Annotated in this window: 20 protein-coding genes and 1 pseudogene; 12 read left to right on the top strand and 9 right to left on the bottom strand. The window is 61.2% G+C overall.

Going from position 1 to position 21,992, the window contains the following annotated elements; all coding sequences use genetic code 11:
* The first annotated feature begins 323 nt into the window (after positions 1-323).
* The 4 genes from lhpI (at position 324) to EPK99_RS24480 (ending at position 5,822) form a co-directional block, all read left to right on the top strand.
* On the top strand, positions 324-1,277 hold the full coding sequence (lhpI, locus tag EPK99_RS24495) for a bifunctional Delta(1)-pyrroline-2-carboxylate/Delta(1)-piperideine-2-carboxylate reductase (RefSeq protein WP_128445715.1): 954 nt from the start codon (positions 324-326) through the stop codon (positions 1,275-1,277).
* Positions 1,277-3,760, top strand: coding sequence for an ATP-dependent helicase HrpB (gene hrpB / locus EPK99_RS24490; protein WP_128445714.1), 2,484 nt, complete (start codon positions 1,277-1,279; stop codon positions 3,758-3,760). Before lhpI ends, hrpB begins: the two co-directional genes overlap by 1 nt.
* Before the next feature lie 89 nt (positions 3,761-3,849).
* Complete coding sequence (locus EPK99_RS24485; RefSeq protein ID WP_164901888.1) at positions 3,850-5,175, top strand: ActS/PrrB/RegB family redox-sensitive histidine kinase; 1,326 nt, start codon at positions 3,850-3,852, stop codon at positions 5,173-5,175.
* Positions 5,176-5,246: 71 nt separating this feature from the next.
* Positions 5,247-5,822: an ActR/PrrA/RegA family redox response regulator transcription factor gene (locus EPK99_RS24480; protein ID WP_128445712.1), complete on the top strand. Its 576-nt coding sequence runs from the start codon at positions 5,247-5,249 to the stop codon at positions 5,820-5,822.
* 1 nt (position 5,823) lies between these two features.
* Here the strand turns inward: EPK99_RS24480 and EPK99_RS24475 are convergent, their stop codons facing one another.
* The gene (locus EPK99_RS24475; protein ID WP_128445711.1) at positions 5,824-6,312 is read right to left on the bottom strand and encodes an MmcB family DNA repair protein; all 489 of its coding nucleotides are present in this window, start codon (positions 6,310-6,312) and stop codon (positions 5,824-5,826) included.
* Between the two features lie 176 nt (positions 6,313-6,488).
* Here EPK99_RS24475 and EPK99_RS24470 point away from each other — a divergent pair, with 176 nt between their 5' ends.
* Positions 6,489-7,169: a L,D-transpeptidase gene (locus EPK99_RS24470; RefSeq protein ID WP_128445710.1), complete on the top strand. Its 681-nt coding sequence runs from the start codon at positions 6,489-6,491 to the stop codon at positions 7,167-7,169.
* A gap of 69 nt (positions 7,170-7,238) precedes the next feature.
* Here the strand turns inward: EPK99_RS24470 and EPK99_RS24465 are convergent, their stop codons facing one another.
* From EPK99_RS24465 to hslV, 6 genes and pseudogenes are all read right to left on the bottom strand, one after another.
* Positions 7,239-9,419 (bottom strand): malate synthase G, encoded by a 2,181-nt coding sequence (locus tag EPK99_RS24465; protein WP_128445709.1) that lies wholly within the window; start codon positions 9,417-9,419, stop codon positions 7,239-7,241.
* Between the two features lie 86 nt (positions 9,420-9,505).
* The gene (locus tag EPK99_RS24460; RefSeq protein WP_128445708.1) at positions 9,506-11,515 is read right to left on the bottom strand and encodes a hydantoinase/oxoprolinase N-terminal domain-containing protein; all 2,010 of its coding nucleotides are present in this window, start codon (positions 11,513-11,515) and stop codon (positions 9,506-9,508) included.
* Between the two features lie 49 nt (positions 11,516-11,564).
* Positions 11,565-12,982: pseudogene (locus EPK99_RS24455) on the bottom strand (cytochrome P450).
* 39 nt (positions 12,983-13,021) lie between these two features.
* Positions 13,022-13,966 (bottom strand): DUF1402 family protein, encoded by a 945-nt coding sequence (locus tag EPK99_RS24450; RefSeq protein WP_128445707.1) that lies wholly within the window; start codon positions 13,964-13,966, stop codon positions 13,022-13,024.
* Between the two features lie 216 nt (positions 13,967-14,182).
* Complete coding sequence (gene hslU, locus EPK99_RS24445) at positions 14,183-15,493, bottom strand: ATP-dependent protease ATPase subunit HslU (RefSeq protein ID WP_128445706.1); 1,311 nt, start codon at positions 15,491-15,493, stop codon at positions 14,183-14,185.
* A 71-nt stretch (positions 15,494-15,564) separates the two neighbouring features.
* Positions 15,565-16,089: an ATP-dependent protease subunit HslV gene (hslV, locus tag EPK99_RS24440; protein ID WP_128445705.1), complete on the bottom strand. Its 525-nt coding sequence runs from the start codon at positions 16,087-16,089 to the stop codon at positions 15,565-15,567.
* Between the two features lie 195 nt (positions 16,090-16,284).
* Here hslV and hisB point away from each other — a divergent pair, with 195 nt between their 5' ends.
* Genes hisB through coaA form a run of 7 tightly spaced genes read left to right on the top strand, consistent with a single transcriptional unit; the run spans position 16,285 to position 20,881 of the window.
* Positions 16,285-16,890, top strand: a complete 606-nt coding sequence (hisB, locus tag EPK99_RS24435) for an imidazoleglycerol-phosphate dehydratase HisB (protein WP_128445704.1) — start codon at positions 16,285-16,287, stop codon at positions 16,888-16,890.
* Positions 16,891-16,908: 18 nt separating this feature from the next.
* A complete protein-coding gene (locus EPK99_RS24430) occupies positions 16,909-17,388 on the top strand; it encodes a DUF2628 domain-containing protein (protein ID WP_164901884.1) in 480 nt (159 codons plus the stop codon).
* The gene (hisH, locus tag EPK99_RS24425; protein WP_128445702.1) at positions 17,388-18,038 is read left to right on the top strand and encodes an imidazole glycerol phosphate synthase subunit HisH; all 651 of its coding nucleotides are present in this window, start codon (positions 17,388-17,390) and stop codon (positions 18,036-18,038) included. The genes EPK99_RS24430 and hisH overlap by 1 nt, the downstream gene beginning before the upstream one ends.
* Position 18,039: 1 nt before the next feature.
* Positions 18,040-18,783 (top strand): 1-(5-phosphoribosyl)-5-[(5-phosphoribosylamino)methylideneamino]imidazole-4-carboxamide isomerase, encoded by a 744-nt coding sequence (hisA, locus tag EPK99_RS24420; RefSeq protein ID WP_128445701.1) that lies wholly within the window; start codon positions 18,040-18,042, stop codon positions 18,781-18,783.
* Positions 18,780-19,556 carry an imidazole glycerol phosphate synthase subunit HisF gene (hisF, locus tag EPK99_RS24415; protein ID WP_128445700.1) on the top strand — a complete coding sequence of 259 codons (777 nt, stop codon included), beginning with the start codon at positions 18,780-18,782 and terminating at the stop codon, positions 19,554-19,556. Before hisA ends, hisF begins: the two co-directional genes overlap by 4 nt.
* A 15-nt stretch (positions 19,557-19,571) precedes the next feature.
* Complete coding sequence (locus EPK99_RS24410) at positions 19,572-19,895, top strand: phosphoribosyl-ATP diphosphatase (protein ID WP_128445699.1); 324 nt, start codon at positions 19,572-19,574, stop codon at positions 19,893-19,895.
* Positions 19,892-20,881, top strand: a complete 990-nt coding sequence (gene coaA / locus EPK99_RS24405; RefSeq protein WP_128445698.1) for a type I pantothenate kinase — start codon at positions 19,892-19,894, stop codon at positions 20,879-20,881. The genes EPK99_RS24410 and coaA overlap by 4 nt, the downstream gene beginning before the upstream one ends.
* Positions 20,882-20,903: 22 nt before the next feature.
* Here the strand turns inward: coaA and EPK99_RS24400 are convergent, their stop codons facing one another.
* On the bottom strand, positions 20,904-21,515 hold the full coding sequence (locus EPK99_RS24400; protein ID WP_128445697.1) for an alpha-ketoglutarate-dependent dioxygenase AlkB family protein: 612 nt from the start codon (positions 21,513-21,515) through the stop codon (positions 20,904-20,906).
* Positions 21,516-21,521: 6 nt separating this feature from the next.
* Complete coding sequence (gene arfB, locus EPK99_RS24395) at positions 21,522-21,956, bottom strand: alternative ribosome rescue aminoacyl-tRNA hydrolase ArfB (protein WP_128445696.1); 435 nt, start codon at positions 21,954-21,956, stop codon at positions 21,522-21,524.
* Positions 21,957-21,992 lie beyond the last annotated feature (36 nt).

The raw sequence follows: 21,992 nt of genomic DNA, 5'->3' as shown, positions 1-21,992 counted from the left end.
CCGACACATCGTCAAACTATGACAGACACGTCTTCAATCCAGGACCCAACCGTTAAAACCGGCCCATCAGCAAAATGCCAATCTCTCTTGGATTTCTTCAGAACGAAGAACTTCGTCGCTAGCAGCGCCGCCGCCCTCGTCAGTGAGCGGCGTTATAGTCCTACACATTTTCAACGTCAACATACTTTTTCGCAAAACTGTCATTTTCTTTTACCGGTCTCGCACAGCCGGTCGTAAGGCCTTTTAAGATCCGGCGGTAAGGGCTTCCATCGTCAGGCCCGCCATTGATAAAGATGATCGCTTATCAATGGATGGAGCCGGACATGCTGGTACTGAATGCGGATCAGACGAGAGACGCCCTACCCTGGGTCGAGCTCATTGCCGCCCTAGAGGACATGTTCCGCAGCAACTGCGTTGTTCCGATGCGACATCATCATGAGATGGAGGTGCCGGGCGAAGCGGCCGCCATCATGCTCCTCATGCCGGCCTGGGTTCCTGGCGACCATATAGGTGTAAAGATCCTCAACCTCTTTCCGGACAACCACGTTCGGGCCTTGCCCACCATTATCGGCAGCTACCTTCTCTCCTCGGGAAAGACCGGAGAAATGCTGGCCATGGTGGAAGGGGGAGAGCTGACGGCGCGCCGCACCGCCGCGACATCGGCCCTGGCCGCACGTTACCTTGCCCGCGAGGATGCTGAGGTCATGCTGATGGCGGGAACCGGGCGCCTCTCCCTCAACCTGATGCAGGCCCACGCGGTGCATCGCCCACTGAAACGCTTCCTCGTCTGGGGACGTAGTGCTGTGAAAGCCGGGGAAACGGTTGAGCAGGCCAAGGCGCTTGGTCTTGCCGCCGAGCCGGTTGGCGATCTGGCCGAGGCAGTTCATGAAGCCGACATCATCTCCTGCGCCACGCTGTCGGAGACGCCGCTTATCCAGGGCGCATGGCTGAAGCCGGGCACACATCTCGACCTCGTCGGCGCCTTCAAGCCCAGCATGCGGGAAAGTGACGACGAAGCGGTGCAGCGGTCCTCCATCTTCGTGGATACGCGCGCTGGCGCTTTAAAGGAGGGCGGCGACATCGTCCAGCCAATGGAAGCCGGCGTCCTGCACGAAGCTGACATCAAGGCGGAGTTGGCAGATCTTGTCGCCGGCCGGCATCCGGGCCGAACCAACCGCGACGAAATCACGCTGTTCAAATCGGTCGGCGCCGCACTCGAGGACCTAGCGGGCGCCGTGCTTGCCTATCAACAAGCCAAGTCGAAAGGTACGGCTTGATGGCAGCCTCCAAGGCGGGGCAAATCGGAGGCACGCTGCCGATCCTGCCCGTCAGCGACGTTCTGGATCAGGTGGCCGACGCCTTGACTGATGGCAGGAGGGCCGTGCTGTCGGCACCGCCGGGCGCGGGTAAGACCACGCTGGTGCCGCTGTGGCTGCTCGATCAGCCCTGGTGCACGGGAAAGATCATCCTGCTCGAGCCGCGCCGGCTGGCGGCGCGGGCTGCAGCTTCACGGATGGCATCGCTGCTGCAGGAGACCGTGGGGGAGCGGGTGGGCTACCGGATGCGACTCGACAACCGTATCTCGTCCAGGACGCGAGTCGAGGTGGTCACGGAAGGCGTATTCGCGCGAATGATCCTCGATGACCCCGAACTGGCGGGGGTATCGGTCGTCATTTTCGACGAATTTCATGAGCGGTCGCTCGATGCGGACTTCGGACTGGCGCTGGCACTGGACGTCCAGACCGCCCTGCGCGAGGACCTTCGCCTGCTGGTGATGTCGGCGACCCTTGACGTGGACAGGGTGGCGGCGCTGCTCGGCGATCCGCCGGTGATCAAAAGCGAGGGGCGCACCTTCCCGATCGATATCCAATATCGCGACCGGACGCTCAATGAACGGATCGAGGACGCAGTGACTCGGGCAATCATCGAGACGCACCGGCAGGAGACCGGCTCAATTCTGGCCTTCCTGCCGGGGCAGGCGGAAATCCGGCTGACGGCGGAGCGGCTTGAAAGCCGGCTTCCAGCCGAGACCATGATCGTGCCGCTCTACGGCAATCTCTCCCAGAGGGAACAGGATCTGGCGATCAAGCCTGCGCCCGCCGGAACGCGCAAGGTGGTGCTCGCCACGTCGATCGCGGAGACGTCGATCACCATAGACGGGGTGAGGATCGTCATCGACAGCGGGCTGCAGCGCCTGCCAGTCTTCGAACCTTCGACCGGGATCACCCGACTGGAAACCGTTCGTGTCTCGCGCGCGTCGGCCGACCAGCGTGCAGGCCGTGCCGGCCGCACGGAGCCCGGAATCGCAGTGCGGCTGTGGCATTCGGGGCAGACCGCAGCGCTGACGCCCTTCAGCCCGCCGCAAATTCTCGCCAGCGACCTCTCCGGCCTGGTTCTGGATCTGGCGCATTGGGGCGTGCAGGATCCGTCGGCACTGACCTTTCTGGATCCGCCTCCGAAGGCTGCGTTCCTGGAGGCGAAGGCCTTGCTGACCGAGCTTGGCGCATTGGGCGTGTCAGGCAGCACGACCGAGAAGGGTAAGCTGATGCGCGAGCTTGCCCTTCCGCCGCGGCTTGCTGCCATGGCAACTTCAGCTGCAGAGGAAGGCTCGGGGCGCGATGCCTGCCTGCTGGCGGTGCTCATGACGGAACAAGGCCTGGGCGGCAGCGATGTCGATCTGGACGAGCGGCTGCGTCGGTTTCGAGGCGAAAGGGGCGAGCGCGCCGAAAGCGCCCGCAAGCTCGCGGAGCGGATTTTCTCGCAGCTGCCAAAGAAAGCCACTTCCGCCGGACCCGTTTCCTGCGGGCGCTTGCTCCTGCATGCCTATCCGGATCGGATAGCCCTGCAGCGCGGTGGCCGGGGACGTTTCGTGCTCGCCAACGGGCGCGGCGCCGAACTGGAGCAGACGGAACGGCTGGCCGGCGCCGCCATGCTCGTTGTTGCGGATCTGACGGGACGGGCGGCCCAAGCGCGCATCTTATCCGCCGCGGAAATCAGCCGGGTAGAGGTGGAGGCCGAACTCCCGCAGGCCATTGTAGAACGGGAGGAATTTTTCTTCGACCGCGCCAGCCGGCAGGTCCGCGCACGAAAAGTCACGCGGCTCGGGGCGATCGTGCTCGACGAGACGCCGCTACCCCGGCCACGAGGCGACGTGGCCGCGAGAGCATTGGCGGAAGGCGTGCGGGAGCTCGGTATTCGTGTGCTGCCGTTTTCAAAGGATGGCGCGCAGCTGCGCGAGCGCATCGGCTTTCTGCATCGCTCGATTGGCGACCCATGGCCCGACCTTGGTGACGAGACCTTGCTCGATAGGCTGGAGGAATGGTTTGTGCCTTTCCAGGGAGGCGCCTCCGGGCTCGACGCCATTCAACCGGGCAGCCTGACGGAGGGACTGCGGTCGCTTGTGCCGCAGGGCATCCTGCAGGATCTCAACCGGCTGGCGCCGACGCACTTCCAGGCGCCTACCGGCGAGCGGCATCCCATCCGCTACGATGGAGAGGAACCGGTACTGACCATTCGCGTGCAGGAGTTGTTTGGGCTGAAGTCACACCCTTCTATCGCGGGCGGGCGGCTTCCGCTGCTGCTCGAGCTGACCTCGCCGGCACATCGTCCGATCCAGACCACTCGCGATCTGCCCGGTTTCTGGGCCGGCTCCTGGAAGGATGTGCGGGCAGAGATGCGCGGGCGCTATCTGAAGCATCCGTGGCCGGAGGATCCCGCGAACGCCATGCCGACGACGCGGGCCAAACCCCGCGGCACGTGACACAATGCCGCTCCGGGGCAGGACCTCTTCTGACCGACAATGGTTGGGGTTAAGAAGAGCCTACGGCGGAAGGGATGCAGGCAGGAACAATGGTGGCAACGGAAGACAGAGGAGCTTTGCTCCGGCACGCCCAGTTCGGCAGCTCCAGTCGACATATGAGGTTGCAAACCCTGGTTCGGCTGCGCTGGCTTGCTGTCGCCGGCCAGACGGCGACAGTGGTGATCGTCGCCTTTCTCTTGCGATTTCCCCTGCCGCTGATGGAAGCCGCTATCCTCATCGCAGCACTGGCGGCGGCCAATCTCATGCTGTCTACGTGGTTTCCGACGACCCATCGGCTTGGCCCGCACTCTGCTGCGGCTCTGCTTGGCTTTGATCTTCTTCAGATGGCGTCCCTACTTTTCATCACAGGTGGGCTGGCCAATCCGTTTGCGCCGCTGATCTGCGTGCCCGTCATCATTTCCTTCGCGTCGCAGCCGATTCGCCATTCGGTGCTGCTGATCCTGTTCGCCCTGATCTGCACGACCGTGCTCGCCCTCTCTCCTTATGATGTGCCTTGGTATCCTGGTGAGATGTTGCGTATCCAGCCGGTCATGCAGCTCGGCGTGTGGTGCTCCATCGCGTCTATGATGAGTTTTGCGGCCTTCTACGCCTACAAAGTCTCTCACGAGGCGACCTTGCTCGCTGACGCGCTCGCGGCGACGGAACTGGTACTGGAGCGGGAGAAGCATCTGTCGCAGCTGGACGGACTGGCGGCAGCGGCAGCGCACGAACTGGGCACGCCGCTCGCCACGATCAGTGTTGTTGCCAAGGAAATGGAGCGGGAGCTGCGGGGTGACGACCGGTTTCGCGAGGACGTGCAACTTCTTCGCAGCCAGAGTGAACGTTGCCGGGATATTCTGCGCCGCCTCACCTCCCTTTCCACCGACAGCGAAGAGCACTTGAGCCGGCTGCCGCTCTCCTCGCTGATCGAGGAAGTGATAGCCCCGCACCGGGAGTTTGGGATCGAAATCGAGGTGGTGGAGCTTGGCGAGCGTGGATCGGAACCGATCGGCAATCGCAATGCCGGCGTGCTCTACGGGCTCGGCAACCTGATCGAGAACGCGGTAGATTATGCAAAGGACAAGGTCACGGTCACGGTGGCTCATGGTCCGGCTCGCGTTGGAATCACGATCGAGGACGACGGGCCGGGATATGCGCCCGATATTCTTTCGAGGATCGGCGAACCCTATATGACGACGAGACCCAGCGAGTCCGAGCGCGCTGGCGGCCTTGGGCTCGGGCTGTTCATCGCCAAGACATTGCTGGAGCGCTCCGGCGCAGCAATCCGCTTCGGCAATCGCGCCGGCGGTGAACCGGGGGCGCGGATCGACGTCGAATGGCCCAGATGGGCGATGGAAACGGACAAGAGGAAATGATGTCCTGCCTCCACGGACGGAGGCGGTGCAACAAGAGGCATCGGCTCGATGCCATGGAAAGAGAAGAAAAGATGGAAACGCAACAGGACCATGCGACGGTTCAGGCAGAAGCAGTGCTCGGACCTGATCCTTCGCTGCTGATCGTCGATGATGACGGACCATTCCTGCGCCGGCTCGCAAGAGCGATGGAAAGCCGCGGATTTTCCGTGGACACGGCAGAATCCGTGGCCGAGGGTATTGCGAAGTCCAAGGCGCGGCCCCCGAAATATGCCGTTTGCGACCTGCGGCTGGGTGACGGCAACGGCCTTGACGTGATCCAAGCCATCCGCGAGAGCCGCGGAGACACCAAGATCGTCGTGCTGACCGGCTACGGGAATATTGCGACGGCGGTGACAGCGGTAAAGCTCGGCGCGCTCGACTATCTCGCGAAACCTGCAGATGCCGACGACATCTTCCATGCGCTGACGCAGCAGCCGGGCGAGAAGGCGGATGTCCCGGAGAATCCCATGTCGGCGGACCGGGTTCGCTGGGAGCATATCCAGCGTGTCTACGAGATGTGCGAACGCAATGTATCCGAGACTGCGCGTCGGCTAAACATGCACCGCCGCACACTGCAGCGTGTCCTCGCCAAGCGCGCGCCGAAGTAGACTACATCTCGTCGAAGCTCCTGCCATTTGCCCATTCCGCCATCATAAGGCGGTGGGCGGCCGCGTGAGAGAAATTCAGCATCATCGCCTTGCGGGAAGCCGGCGATAGCCTGTGCTCCGGTGCATCCCGCAGGATATGCCCGCCATAGCCGTCAGACAGGAACAGGCCGCAATCCTCCGGAAAGATATCCAGGGGCACATCTTTGTGAGTGGCGAAAAACAGCCGGTCGCAAAAATCCCGATAATCCGGCCACTTCCTGTCCACTCGAAAGTCTTCGATCGACGTCTTGATCTCGACGATCCAGATCTCCCCCTTTTCCGAGACGGTTGCGATGTCGGCGCGCCGTCCATTCGACAGAACAAGTTCGGGCAGAACGGCATGACGCATGTCATGCAGCAAAATCTGCAGCCCTTTGCGGACCATCATGGCGCGAGCAGATTGGCGGCCATCGATCAAGGGATTGTTACTGACAAGATTAAGTATAGTCATGAACTCGTTCCGGCACTCCCTGAATTGTTGCAAAAACGCCATGACCTTTTCTAATCATGTCGCACTTGCCGCCTGAAGCACCGGGACGGCTTGCCAAGCCTAAGCTTATGGAAAATAACCTGAGGCGAAGGGTGCCAGAGCACCTGTTAATCGATTCATTCACCCAAGAGATATCCATGCGCATCCGCAACAGCATGCTCGCATCCGGCCTGTTGGCATCGCTCGCCCTGGCCGGCTGCTCCACAGTGTCCGACACAACTACGACGGCCCAGGCCGAATCGCCTGCTCGGGTCGAGACGGCCCAGATCTTCACCGATTCGTACGGCTCGGTCACGGATGCAGGTTACACTCTTCCGGCCATCCCGATCAACCGCGTGAAAAAGGAGTTCGTGCGCCAGATCGTCGATTACGACACGCCGGAAAAGCCGGGCACGGTGATCGTCAACACCCGCGAGCGTCACCTCTACTACATCCTGCCGGGCGGCCGGGCCGTGCGGTATGGCATCGGTGTCGGCAAGCAGGGTTTCGCCTGGTCGGGCACAGCTTACGTCGCCTGGAAGCAGGAATGGCCGACCTGGCATCCGCCGAAGGAAATGGCAGCGCGTCGTCCCGACGTCGCCCGCTACGTCGAAGACGGCATGGGACCGGGGATCAACAACCCGCTCGGCGCCCGTGCCATGTATCTCTTCAACGAAAAGGGCCAGGATACGCTGTTCCGCCTGCATGGCACGCCGGAATGGGCTTCCATCGGCACTGCTGCGTCGTCCGGCTGCATCCGCCTGATGAACCAGGACGTGATCGATCTCTACAAGCGCGTGCGCCCCGGCCACGCCACCAAGGTCGTCGTAATCCAGTAAGAGCGAACACCTGAAACCAAAGAAGGCCGCTGGTGACGAACCTGCGGCCTTCTTCGTTATTGACGATGCTCAGCGTGGGAGTTGTGCCTTCAACTCGAGACGACGACGATGGAGAACCGGCTCCGTATAGCCGTTCGGCTGCTCGCGACCTTTCAGCACCAGTTCGAGCGCCGCCTGGAAAGCAATCGAGTTCTCGAAATCAGCCGCCATGGGACTATAGAGCGGATCGCCGGCATTCTGCCCATCGACGACGGCTGCCATGCGCTTCATCGTCTCGACGATCTGCTCCTCGCTCACAAGCTTATGGTGCAGCCAGTTGGCCATATGCTGGGAGGAGATGCGCAGCGTGGCGCGGTCTTCCATCAGGGCGACGTCGTTGATATCCGGAACTTTCGAACAACCGACACCCTGATCGATCCACCGGACGACATAGCCGAGGATGCCTTGGGCATTATTGTCCAGTTCCCGCTGGACTTCCTCCGGCGTCCAGTTGGGCCGTGAGGCGACCGGTACGGACAGGATATTGGAGAGCTTTGCGCGCGGCCGGCTCTTCAATCCTGCCTGAACCGCCGCGACATCCACCTTATGATAGTGGGTCGCATGAAGCGTGGCGGCAGTCGGTGACGGGACCCAGGCGGTATTGGCGCCGGCTTTCGGATGAGCGATCTTCTGCTCCAGCATTGCCGCCATCAGGTCCGGCATGGCCCACATCCCCTTACCGATCTGTGCCCGGCCGGACAACCCGCATTCAAGCCCCACATCGACGTTCCAGTTTTCATAAGCGGAGATCCAGGCCGCCTGCTTCATGTCGCCCTTGCGGATCATCGGGCCAGCTTCCATGGACGTGTGGATCTCGTCGCCGGTGCGATCCAGGAAGCCGGTGTTGATAAAGACCACGCGCTCGCGCGCTGCACGGATCGCCTCCTTGAGGTTGATAGTCGTGCGCCGTTCCTCGTCCATGATACCCATCTTGATGCTGTTGGCGGGCAGGCCGAGAGCCTTCTCGGTTCTATCGAAGATCTCGCAGGCAAAGGCCACCTCTTCCGGCCCGTGCATCTTGGGCTTCACCACATACATGGAGCCGGTGCGGGAATTCTGGCGACGGCCGGGATTTTCCATTCGGCCGATATCGTGGATAGCGATCAGCGCCGTCACAATGGCATCCATGATGCCCTCCGGCACTTCGTGACCATTGCGATCGAGGATGGCCGGGTTCGTCATCAGGTGACCGACATTGCGGATCAGCATCAGCGAGCGCCGCTTCAGGATGCGTTCCGATCCATCCGGAGCCGTGTAGGACGTGTCGGGATTGAGGCTGCGGGTGATGGTGTTGCCGCCCTTCTCCACCTTTTCGGTCAGGTCGCCCTTCATCAGGCCGAGCCAGTTGCGGTAGACGACGACTTTGTCCTCGGCATCGACGGCGGCGACGGAATCCTCGCAGTCCATGATGGTGGTGATGGCCGATTCGACCAGGATATCGGAGATTCCGGCTGGATCGCCGCTGCCTATCTGCGTAGAGGGGTCGATCAGGATCTCGATATGGAGCCCATGGTTCTCCAGAAGAATGCGGTCCGGTCCAGCGGGTGCGCCTACATAACCTGCGAACTGCCGCGAATTGGCAAGTTCCACCGTCCGGCCTTCTTGTACTCCCGCCTTGAGCTGACCGTCGGCAATGACGAAGGAGGCGACATCCGACCAGCTTGCACCAGAAAGCGGAAATGCCTGATCGAGGAAATCGCGCGCCCAGGCGATCACCTTGGCGCCCCGAACCGGGTTGTAGCCCTTGCCCTTCTCTGCGCTGCCGGATTCTTCAATCGCGTCCGTGCCGTAAAGTGCATCGTAGAGCGATCCCCAGCGCGCATTTGCCGCGTTCAGCGCATAGCGTGCATTCATGACCGGGACAACGAGCTGCGGCCCAGCTATATGGGCGATCTCCGGATCAACATTCTGCGTCGATACGGCGAAATCCGGCCCCTCCGGCAGAAGATAGCCTATTTCGCGCAGGAAGCTCTCATACGCAGCGAGGTCAGATGGGGCGCCATTGTCACGATACCATTGGTCCAGCTTCTCTTGAAACACATCGCGCTTGGCCAGCAGATCTCGATTTTTCGGCGCGAGATCTTCAATGATCTGCGAGAATTCGGCAAAGAACTGGTCCGTATCCACGCCCGTCCCGGGCAGCGCCTCATCCACCAAGAAGTGATAGAGTTCCTCGTCGATCCGTAGACCGTTCTTCTCAATATATCCCATGCAGAGCCTCCCTATGCCCGTATCTTTCGATGTGCCAGATTGCCCGCGCAGCCGGGGCTGTCAATGCGGGCGTAACAAAAGGGGGCTTAGCTGGATATTTGTACGATGCGCGGGCGCCCAGTCGCCGTCGCAACGATGCGCGCTTCGATGAGCTTGCGAGAACCTTCCACCTCTGGAGCGTCGATCTCTTCGGAAAGCATCAGCACAACCTCATCCGCTCCCTCGATCCGTGCCCGGCCGGCAGCTTGTGATCGGGCGCGCGCCCGGGCCGCATCCAGCGCCTGCTCCTCCCCCGCCAGCATGGCGCTTTCCCCGGCACCGGCAATCATGAAGCGGCCGCCTTCGGTCGAGGTAACGGTCACCGTCACCACGGCGCGGACCTGGCCCACCACGGCGCCCACCGCATTGGCGACATCCGCATCTTCGGGAACCAGGGATTCGGCGCCCAACATGGCAGCAATCGCGGGATAATAGACCGGCGCCGAGGCGCCCAGACCGACAAGCGGCCTATCCAACGAAATAGAGAAGCGGCTGATACCGGAGGCCCTTTGCAGGGCGCGATCGACCGCCAAAGATTTGGCCGGATCGATGCCTTCCACTCCATCTTCCGCAAGGCAGGCTGCCAGGACCGCCTCGGCCGATTGGCGGGTCAGCCGATCGAGTATCTGTTGCGCTAGGTCTTCCGCCGAGGCCGCGATCGGTCGGCCGGCACCGTCTTTTTTGCGCGCTGCAAGCGTCAAGCCGAGACGCGCAGCCTCTGTATTCCATTGACCCTGCCGGCCCAGGACATGAAGGGCATCCGACGGCGTAATGCCAGCGATGTGGACGAGTCCGCGGGCGACGAGCTTATCCAAGGTCGATTTCTGCGCATTGGCTGTCAGGAGATCGTTCAGCGCGGCAGGTTGCTGGCCGATTCTTTCGTAAAGGGCCTCTTCCTGAGGCTGCAACCCCTGTGCCGCATCCTCCGCCAATCCGGTTCGGATCGCAAACCGGCCATCGTGCCGGCCGGCATGAGCCGCCCGCAAGTGCCTTTCCAGGGCGTCGAGAACTATCTCTGTGTGGACCGACCCGATCAGGCTTAAGGGAAGCAGGCGCCGGGGGCCGAGCGCGAGTTTCACAATGAGCCCTCGGTCGTCGATATGCACTTCCGAATCGCCACCCAAGCCGTAAGTGCGCAAGGCTACGGCTTCCACCATAGTGCGATAACCGCCAACGACCGCCCCCTCCTCCGCCAGCCGAGGACGGCCACCTTCCAGAACCGCCACATCCGTCGTCGTTCCACCGATATCGGACACGACAGCAGCATCGAGGCCGGTCAGGTAGCGGGCTCCGACCAGGCTTGCCGCGGGCCCAGACAAAATTGTTTCGATCGGACGAAGCCTTGCTTCCGATGCCGAGATGAGTGCGCCATCGCCTCGGACCACCATGAGAGGAGCCGCAATCTGCCGCCTGGCGAGGAAGCTCTCGCATGACCCGATCAACCGGTCGATGATCGAGACCAGCCGCGCGTTGAGAAGCGTCGTCAATGCGCGGCGCGGGCCACCCAGCTTCGAAGAAAGCTCGTGGCTACAGGTTACGGGAAGATGAGTCAGCGCTCTTATCCGGTTCCGCACCCGGATTTCGTGGTCAGGATTGCGGACGGCGAAATAGCCTGCAACAGCAAAGGAGGAGACAGTGCCGCCCAATTCCGGCATGGCTTCTTCGAGAGGGGCGAGATCCAGCGGTGTTTCATTGCCATGGACATCGTGCCCGCCGCGAAGAAAAATCACCGGATCTCCCGCAAGAGCTTCGGAAAGCCCGCCGCGAAGCAAATCCTCCGGCCCGAAGCCTATCATGACAAGTGCAGCCCTGCCGCCCTGCCCCTCCACAAGCGCATTGGTAGCCAATGTGGTGGAAAGAGAAATAAGAGCAATGTCCGAAGGTGCAACTGCCGCCCGATCAAGGACGGAATCGACAGCGCCGGCGATACCTTCTGCCAAATCATGACGGGTTGTCAGCGACTTTGCCTTTGCCACAACTCCGTCCTCTTCGCGAAAAAGGACTGCGTCCGTATAGGTGCCGCCGGTATCGATGCCGAGAAGTAGGGGTGAAGCCACGCGAGAATCCTGATCCGTCAACCGATCAATAACGCATGGCTGTGGAAGATCAATTCTCCAGTGTCGTCTTCGCCGGTCGCAAGCTGACCCTCATCGGCATTCCGTCGCGCGGCTGCGTGGTCAGCTTCTGGACCGGCCAGATGCGGGAGTTGGGCGTGGCATCGAAGCGGAAGCGCCTCATCAGCACCGCCAGCGCTATGACAGCCTCCTGCATGGCAAAAGTCGCGCCGATGCAGACGCGCGGGCCTGCGCCAAAGGGAAGGTATTGAAATCGATTAAGCCGCCCGCGATTTTCCGGCAGGAAGCGTTCAGGCACAAAAGCACGAGGGTTTTCCCAGTAGAGCTCATGACGGTGCAGGGTCCAGGGCATGATCAGGACAGTGACGCCCGCGTCGATCTTCACGGTTTCGCCCGTAGGACTTGTCCAGGCATCATCGGCTATGGCTGCCCGGTTGATGGAAGGCGCCGGCGGATAAAGCCTCAACGCCTCCTCGAAAGCTGCCCGGACCCAAGGCATCTGCTCGAGCCAATCGACCGGTTCCGCACCTGCAGCGAGCACCCGGTCAATCTCCTCCTCATCTTCTTCCGGACATGAGGGGAATGGGCAACGCAATACAGCGTCCAAGCCAGAGCGCGGGCGGTCGTCTCGTGGCCGGCACCGATGAAAGTGAGGATATTGTCCTCGATTTCGGAAAGCGTCAGTCCATCCGGACCTTCGAGCTGAAGAAGCAGCGTCAGGAAATCCTGAGGCACATCGTCAGGGTGGCTGCGCAGCCGCTCCTGCCGTTGGCGCATGGTGTCTGCAACAATCCCTCGGAACTTGTTCAGCACGCGCTGCCCGCCGATACGGGTGACGCGGGGAACCCAGGCCGGAGCCCGCAGCAGGTCCATGGGATCGACGCGTCCCATACGGTGCAGGAGTTGATCGACGTCCTCCGAAAAGTCATTACTTTCCGTGACGATCTCGCCGGAAAACAAGGTTTCGGACAGAATGGCGAAGGTCAGCTCCGTCATGTCGGCCGAGATGTCGAAAACTTTTCCTTCCGCACCGACGTCGGCATATTTCTCAACGTACTCTTCAGACTTCGCCAGCATCTGGCCGGCAAAGCCCCGCGAGTGCCGGGGCGTAAACACCGGCGCCATCGCCTTCCGGGAACGCTTCCAGACCGGACCTTCCGCCGTCAGCAGGCCATCGCGCAGAATTGGGCGCAGGATCAATTGCCGGATTTCCGCCATCTCGTAATTAGACGCATTGTCTACGAGGATATGGCGGATCAGCCCCGGATCGTTGACGATCAGGGTGCGCTCCTTGAAGAACTTGGTCTCGATCCAGGGAAGCGTGAAGGAGGGCTTCCCCCATAGTTCGAGGGGATTGCGGAAAACGGTTCGGATGATCTCGATTCGCGACGGGGGAACGGTTCTCGGTTCCGGTGCCGGCGGCACGAAGGGATCGGGCCGCATGTCCATCTGCATATCCTCCGCTGTTCGTCAGCGGGATATCAGGTGTCAGAGCAGGGATTTCAACTCATCGAGCTTATCATTGACGAGCCAGCCGTAATAATTCTCTTCCGGCAGGCCGCCACGAGCAGCAAGCGCTGCCGCGCGCTGAGCCGATCCGCCGGTGTTGTAGAGGGTCGCGGTGATGCCGGGATTACGAGAAATATCCACATGGGCGATCGATTTGTAGTCGTCGATCGAGCGTCGGATGGTCGCTGCCATGTAGGCGAGCGACTTGTCGGGGTCCATGATGGCGTCATAGACCTCTGCGGCCTTGTTCTCGTCGAGCTTCGGATAACCGGACGTCCGTGCGACCATGTCGGAGAACATCAGGGCCGTCAGCGGATTGAGCTGCCCCAGGCCGAATGTCTGGCCTGCATAGAATGGCTGGAAGAACACGGCACTGAAGCGGTTGTCCGGATAGGACGTGCCGCCGACCTTCTGTCCGCGGAAGGTTTTTTCCCAGACATTTTCACGACACGTCCAGAGACTGTAGGAATCGGAACTGCGTTCGCACCTGGAAAATTCCGGACGATCCACGAACTGGTCGATCGGTTCATCGCCGTAGCCGAAGCGGAAGCTATTGCCGGCATAGGCGGCCGCTTTTACGTAATAGGTCTGAAGACGATCATAGGCATCGACGTTATAGGTGTGCTCGCCGACGATCGCGCCCACCATGTGGATCGGGTCGATGCCATAGGCGGCCGCGGTCGACTTGATCTTGGAAATGAGCGTTCTGTCCGTCGCGAGAAGATCACGGATCTTCTCGTATTTTTCGTCGAAAGTCGTCTTGCCGGCACGAGTCCGTCGAACCGAAGCGCCAGGCACCTTTGGCTGAACGGTATTGCGATTGCCCTCGGGCACGACAGTCATGGCTGAAGCGGATACGGGGACCGAGAGTGCCCAAGCAAGGACAAGAAGCGAAGCCAGGAGAAAGCGTTTCAAATCATTCATGTCCCAGGACTATGTCCGAGGCCGGAGCACGGACCGGATACAAGATCTGCGTCGATATCCCCTGGACGCGCCGCAGCTTCTTTCGAAAGCGCGCCACCCATACGTGAATGCAGGCTGCCCTGTCGAGGCAGATCCGCCAAAAATAGCCTCACAGTCGCGCGAGCGGCAACAGGACGTTGCCTTGCTGCCACTCGCTTCGAAGGTTTATCGGCTGCGTTAGAGGATGTAGCGCGACAGATCCGTGTCAGCAGCAAGATCGCCGACATGTTTCTGCACGTAGTCAGCATCGATCATCACCGAGCCGCCGCTCTGGTCCGGTGCCGCGAACGAGATTTCGTCCAAGACCCTCTCCATCACGGTCTGCAGCCGACGGGCGCCAATGTTCTCGACAGTGGAGTTCAGGTGGACGGCGACATCAGCCAATGCGTCGATAGCATCCTCCGTGAAATCCAGCGTCAAGTCTTCCGTCGCCATCAGCGCCTTGTACTGCCGGATCAGGCTCGCCTCCGTTTCCGTCAAGATTCGGCGGAAGTCTTCCTTCGTCAGCGGCTTGAGTTCCACGCGGATCGGCAGGCGGCCCTGAAGCTCCGGCAGGAGATCCGATGGTTTGGCGACGTGGAAGGCGCCGGAAGCGATGAAAAGGATGTGATCCGTCTTCACCGGGCCGTATTTGGTCGACACCGTCGTGCCTTCGACCAGCGGCAGAAGGTCTCTCTGCACGCCTTCGCGGGAAACCCCCGCGCCGACGCCTCCATTGCGGGCCGCGATCTTGTCGATCTCGTCCAGGAAGACGATGCCATCATTCTCGACGGAGCGCACCGCCTCTCGCTGGATGACTTCGTTGTCGATCAGCTTGTCGGATTCGTCCCTGATCAGCTCGCCATAGGACTTGGCCACGGTGGTGCGCACCTTCTTCGTGCGGTTGCCCATGGCCTTGCCAAACATTTCCGACAGATTGAGCACGCCGATATTGGCACCCGGCATGCCGGGGATCTCGAATCCACCGGGCATGCCGGATCCGGTATCTGCGACCTCGATCTCGATTTCCTTGTCGTCCAGCTCGCCATTGCGCAGCTTCTTGCGGAAGCTGTCACGCGTAGCAGGCGATGCGGTCGAACCGACGAGCGCGTCCAGCACTCTTTCTTCTGCACTCATCTGTGCCTTGGCCTGCACTTCGGCGCGCTTCTTCTCGCGGACGAGGCCGATGCCGATTTCCACGAGATCGCGGATGATCTGCTCCACGTCACGGCCGACATAACCGACTTCGGTGAACTTGGTCGCTTCGACCTTGATGAAGGGCGCACCGGCAAGCTTTGCAAGGCGGCGGGAGATTTCCGTCTTGCCGACGCCGGTCGGCCCGATCATTAGGATGTTCTTGGGCATGACCTCATCGCGGAGGCTCTCGTCCAATTGTTGGCGACGCCAGCGGTTGCGCAGCGCAATCGCCACGGCGCGTTTCGCCTCATGCTGGCCGATGATGTGACGGTCCAGCTCAGAGACGGTTTCTCTTGGTGAAAATGTTGTCATTTGATCCTCTTGGCCTTCCTGCACCGGCCGGCCATGTCGGCCCGGCCCTCAGGAGCCCGGTTCTGAATGTGTTATTCGGCGTCCAGCGTTTCCACCACGAGATTGTGGTTGGTGTAGACGCAGATGTCGGCGGCGATATCGAGAGCCTGCTTGGCAACCTCTTCGGCCGACTTGTCCGTGTCCATGAGAGCCCGCGCCGCAGCATAGGCATAGTTGCCGCCCGAACCGATGGCGATGGTGCCATGCTCCGGCTCAAGCACATCGCCATTGCCGGTTACGGCGAGCGTGATGGACTTGTCGGCCACCAGCATCATGGCTTCCAGATTGCGCAGATACTTGTCGGTCCGCCAGTCCTTGGCAAGCTCCACGGCCGCGCGCATCAGCTGGCCCGGATACTGCTCCAGCTTCTTTTCAAGCCGGTCGAGCAGCGTGAACGCATCTGCCGTAGCACCGGCAAATCCTGCAATCACTTCGCCCTTGCCGATGCGGCGCACCTTGCGGGCATTGCCCTTCATGACCGTCTGGCCAAGGCTTACTTGCCCGTCGCCGGCCATCACGACCTTGCCGCCCTTTCTTACTGTAATGATTGTCGTCATAAACACACCTGTTTGCCCGTGTTTACGGGCCGGGTTGGGAGCCCCTTCGGCTCCGTTGTCTCCTATGTAAGTGGGCGCAAAGCGAATGCAAATGTCGCCCACCGCATGCTTAGGCACGCCCGGCTTTTGCTGGATAATTCATCGCGCCCCTGATATGCAGCCCCTAACAGACATGGATCAGAGAGCAGACCCGGCATGGGCGATACAGCAAGCGCACGCACCGCAAGCGTTTCCCGCAAGACCAACGAGACGTCCGTTTCCGTGTCCGTCACGATCGACGGCAGCGGATCTGCAAAGATCTCGACGGGCGTCGGCTTCTTCGACCACATGCTTGACCAGCTGGCGCGGCATTCGCTGATCGACATGGAGATCGAGGTGAAGGGCGACCTGCATATCGACGACCATCACACGGTTGAGGATACCGGGATTGCGCTCGGGCAAGCCATTTCCAAAGCGCTTGGAGAACGTAGGGGCATTACCCGTTACGCCTCCATCGATCTCGCCATGGACGAGACGATGACCAAGGCTGCGATCGACGTCTCGGGGCGGCCGTTCTTGGTGTGGAACGTGTCGTTCAGCTCGCCCAAGATCGGAACGTTCGATACCGAACTCGTTCGCGAATTCTTCCAGGCCTTTGCCCAGAACGCCGGCATCACCCTACATGTGCTGAACCACTACGGCGCAAACAACCATCATATCGCCGAAACATGCTTCAAGTCCGTTGCTCGCGCCTTGCGGGCAGCCACCGAAATCGATCCGCGGCAGGCCAACCGCGTTCCTTCGACCAAGGGAACGCTCTGACCGCTTGAGGAGATCTCTTTGAGACCCTATCTCATTCTGACGCCGCCCGGCGGCCCGGCTCCGGACCATCGCTCGACTCTCGTCATCAAGGACGGCTTTTCCTGGGCCGGATTTTTCCTCTCGTGGATCTGGCTGTTCTGGCAAAAGCTCTGGCTTGCAGGGGTCATTGTACTCGCCTTGCAGATCGTCAGCGGTGTGCTTATGCAAATGCCAGCATTAATGCCGGTCGGGGTAGCGCTTGGCCTCGCCCTCAGCCTGCTGGTCGGGCTCGAAAGCAGAAATTATTTGAGCGACGCACTGGTGCGCAGGGGCTGGACGTTGGAGGCCGTCATCTTTGCTCAGGACCGGGAGACCGCGGAGGAGATCTATTTCTCCGGGCTGCCGACCGCACCGTCGAGCCCTTTGCCGGATTCTAGCAACTGGGCGGGACGGGCCGTGGATAGCCGCGGCGGCTCACCTGGCCTCAACCTCGGCCTTTTCGATTACGGAGGACGCTGATGCGCGTCGCGATCATTGACTACGGGTCAGGCAATCTTCGCTCGGCGACCAAGGCTTTCGAGCGAGCCGCACGCGAGGCAGGCATCGACGCCGCGATCGACCTTACAGACAAGCCGGAAGCCGTTGCCTCGGCCGACCGGATCGTGCTGCCGGGCGTCGGCGCCTATGCCGACTGCAAGGCGGGGCTGGATGCCGTGCCGGGCATGCGGGATGCGCTGATCGATGCCGTCGAGAACAGGGCGCGTCCATTTCTTGGCATCTGTGTCGGCATGCAGCTCATGTCGTCCCGCGGATTGGAAAAGTCGGTGACACAAGGCTTTGGGTGGATCAAGGGCGACGTCGTGGAGATGACACCGGCAGACCCGACGCTTAAGATCCCCCAAATCGGCTGGAACACGCTGACGCTGCAGCATCCTCACCCGTTGTTTGACGGCATCCCGACGGGAACGGACGGGCTGCACGCTTATTTCGTGCATTCCTATCACCTGGCTGCGACCAACCCGGAAGATGTTATTGCGACCACCGAGTATGGCGGGCCGATGAAGGCATTCGTCGGACGCGACAATATGGTCGGCTCGCAGTTCCATCCGGAAAAGAGCCAGGCCCTCGGCCTTGCCCTAATCGCCAATTTCCTCCGCTGGAAGCCCTGACATGATCCTCTTTCCCGCAATCGACCTCAAGGACGGCCAGTGCGTGCGCCTGAAGCTGGGCGACATGGACCAGGCAACGGTCTACAATCCTGATCCCGCAGCACAGGCCAAGGCCTTTGAAGACCAGGGCTTCGAGTGGCTGCATGTGGTGGACCTCAACGGTGCCTTCGCGGGCGAGAGCATCAATGGCGCTGCCGTGGACGCGATCCTCAAGGCGACGACGAACCCGGTGCAGCTCGGTGGCGGCATCCGTACGCTCGAACACGTCGAAACCTGGCTGTCGCGCGGCCTTGCCCGTGTCATCCTTGGAACGGTCGCCGTCCGCGATCCTGCCCTGGTCATTGAGGCCTGCAAAGCCTTCCCAGGCAAGATTGCCGTCGGCATCGATGCCAAGGGCGGCAAGGTGGCGGTCGAGGGCTGGGCCGAAGCGTCCGAGCTTGGCGTCATCGAGCTTGCCCGGAAATTCGAAGGTGCCGGCGTTGCCGCCATCATCTACACGGATATCGACCGCGACGGTATTCTTGCCGGCATCAACTGGGCGTCCACGCTGGAGCTGGCGAATGCCGTTTCCATTCCCGTGATCGCCTCCGGCGGGCTCGCCTCGCTTGACGATATTCGCCGCATGCTGGAGCCGGATGCTGGCCGGCTGGCCGGCGCAATATCGGGTCGTGCACTTTACGATGGTCGGATTGACCCGCAGGAAGCGCTTGCTCTGCTGCGTGCGAGACAGGGACGTGCCGCATGACCCTCAAGGCCCGTGTTATCCCCTGTCTCGATGTGAAAGACGGCCGCGTCGTCAAGGGAGTCAACTTCGTCGATCTGATCGATGCCGGCGACCCGGTCGAGGCTGCCAAGGCCTATGACGCAGCCGGCGCCGACGAGCTCTGCTTCCTAGACATCACTGCGTCGTCGGACAATCGCGACACGATTTTCGATGTCGTGGCACGCACTGCCGAGCACTGCTTCATGCCGCTGACGGTCGGCGGCGGCGTGCGCGCCACGTCCGACATCCGCAAGCTGCTGCTGGCCGGCGCAGACAAGGTCTCGATCAATTCGGCAGCGGTCGCCAATCCCGATTTCGTCGCCGAAGCGGCGGACAAATTCGGCAACCAGTGCATCGTCGTATCGATCGATGCGAAGAAGGTGTCGGTCGCAGGCGAGATTGACCGGTGGGAGATTTTCACCCACGGCGGCCGCCAACGCACGGGCATCGATGCGGTGGAGTTTGCTGTCCGAATGGTGGAGCGAGGTGCCGGCGAACTGCTGGTCACCTCGATGGACCGCGACGGCACGAAGAGCGGCTATGACCTGGCGCTGACGCGGACGATTGCCGATCTCGTCCGGGCGCCGGTGGTGGCCTCGGGCGGGGTCGGAACTCTGGACGACCTTGTCGCCGGAATCCGGGACGGTCATGCCACCGCTGTGCTGGCTGCCTCCATCTTCCACTTCGGCACCTATTCCGTCGGCGAGGCCAAGCATTATATGGCGGACCACGGCATTGCCATGCGGCTCGACTGAGCGTCAGGACCTTTGATGAGCGAATTCTCACTGAACGATCTGGAAGCAATCGTCGCGGCCCGTGCCAAGGCGTCGCCGGACACGTCCTGGACAGCCAAACTGGTTGCTGCCGGGCAAGCAAAGGCCGCCAAGAAACTGGGCGAAGAGGCCGTGGAGACGGTGATTGCCGCGCTCTCGCAAGACCGCAAGGATCTCGTCGCGGAAAGTGCTGACCTCATCTATCATCTCTTGGTCGTATTGAATATTGCAGCCGTCCCGTTACAGGATGTGTTGAACGAGCTTCAGCGCCGAACCGGCCAGTCCGGTTTGCAGGAGAAGGCAAGCCGGCCGCAATCATGATCACCGCACCCCAGCCTGCAGACGCGCCGGACACAGGTAGCGTTACGGAGTACTACTCCCCCTATCACCACTTCACGGCCGATGAGTGGGCCAGGTTTCGTGCCGACACGCCGCTGACGCTGACCGCAGATGAGGTCGGACGGCTGCGGTCGCTTGACGACCCCATCGACCTCAACGAGGTGCGACGGATCTATCTGTCGCTGTCGCGTCTGCTGTCTGCTCATGTCGAGGCCTCGCAGCTTTTGTTCCAGCAGCGCAACCGGTTCCTCAGTTTATCGGACGTCACCAAGACGCCCTTTATTATCGGCATTGCGGGTTCGGTCGCGGTCGGCAAATCCACGACCGCACGTATCCTGAAAGAGCTTCTGAAGCGCTGGCCTTCCAGCCCCAAAGTAGACCTGATCACCACGGACGGTTTCCTTTACCCGAATGCCATCCTCCAGCGTGACGACCTGATGGAACGCAAGGGATTTCCGGAGAGCTATGACGTCGGCGCCATCTTGCGGTTCCTGTCGGCGATCAAGGCCGGCGAGCCGAACGTCAAGGCACCGCGCTATTCGCACCTGACCTATGACGTGCTTCCGCACGAGTTTACGCCGGTGGATCGGCCGGACATCCTGATCTTCGAAGGGATCAATGTGCTCCAGTCGAGGGCATTGCCTGCGGATGGCAAGATCGTGCCGATTGTGTCCGACTTCTTCGACTTCTCCATCTATATCGATGCAGACGAAGACCAGATCCACACCTGGTATGTCCAGCGCTTTATGCGGTTGCGGCAAACCGCTTTCCGCGACCCGACGTCCTATTTCAAGAAGTATGCAGCAATCGACGCGGATGCCGCTGAAGCCGTGGCCGAAGGCCTTTGGCAGAACATCAACCTCAAGAACCTTCGCCAGAACATCCTGCCCACGCGCCCACGCGCGGACATCATCCTGCGCAAGGGACGCAATCATTTCATCGAGCAGGTTTCGCTGAGGAAGCTTTAAGGCCTGCACTTCACGTTCAGGATCAATTATTGACCCGGCGCAGCGTCAGGTTGATCCGGCCACCATTCTTCAGCAGCGTCGAGGTCCCAGGATAGATCTTGTCCACACCGTGGAAGGCCAGCCGCCCCTCGCCGCCGATGACCACGATGTCGCCGCTGGCTAGCCGGAACGAACCGGTAGGGTCCTTCCGGCTGAGGCCGCCGACCCGAAAGAGGCAGGTATTGCCCAATGAAATTGACAGGACCGGAGCGGCAAAATCCGTTTCGTCCTTGTCCTGGTGAAGGCCCATCCGCGCTTCGTCGGTATAGAAGTTCACGAGACAGGCTTCGGGCGGCTTAGGATAATCGGCGAGTTCCTGCCATAGCGCCAGCAGTTCAGGCGGCATGGCCGGCCAGGGCTTCTTTGTCAGCGGATGGAATGCCTGGTAACGGTAGCCCTGTTGCTTGTCAGTCACCCAGCCCAGCGGGCCGCAATTCGTCATCCGCACCGACATGGGCTTACCGGTGCCGGGCATTTCCGGCGTAAACAACGGCGCTTCTGCGACGACGCCACGGACCACTTCCACCAGGCGTTCTTGAGCGGCACGATCCAGAAACTCCGGCACGTGTCGGATCCCGTTCTGCAGGAGTGGCATAGTCTTCTAGTCTCCCCCTGGCCGGCCACGCATTTTCTTGACCACCGAACGGCCCGATTTTTCCTTTAATCGGCGCTCTACCGAGCCTTTGGTCGGCTTGGTGGCTTTTCGCGGCGGCGGCGGCGGCTTGGCTGCCTCAAGAAGCAGCTCTTTCAAGCGTTCTCGCGCTTCCTCACGGTTGCGTTCCTGGCTACGAGAGCGGCTAGCCTCGATCATGAGAACACCCTCCTTCGACACCCGCCGTCCCGCCAGACGGAGCGCATTGGCCTTGACCCTATCGGGCAGCGATGGCGAATTGACGATATCGAAGAAGAGCTGAACCGCCGTCGAGACCTTATTGACGTTCTGCCCCCCCGGGCCACCCGCCAGGACGAACTGCTCCGCCAACTCCCATCCGGCGATGGTGATGCGGCTATTGATCTGAAGCGGGTTGCTGGCCATTGGGTCTCTCCGGCCGGCATCTTTCCCATAAAGCTG

It is taken from the genome of Neorhizobium lilium, from assembly GCF_004053875.1.
Lineage (GTDB): Bacteria > Pseudomonadota > Alphaproteobacteria > Rhizobiales > Rhizobiaceae > Neorhizobium > Neorhizobium lilii.
Note: the sequence above shows the minus strand (reverse complement) of the source record. Positions and strands in the feature narration are given on the sequence as shown.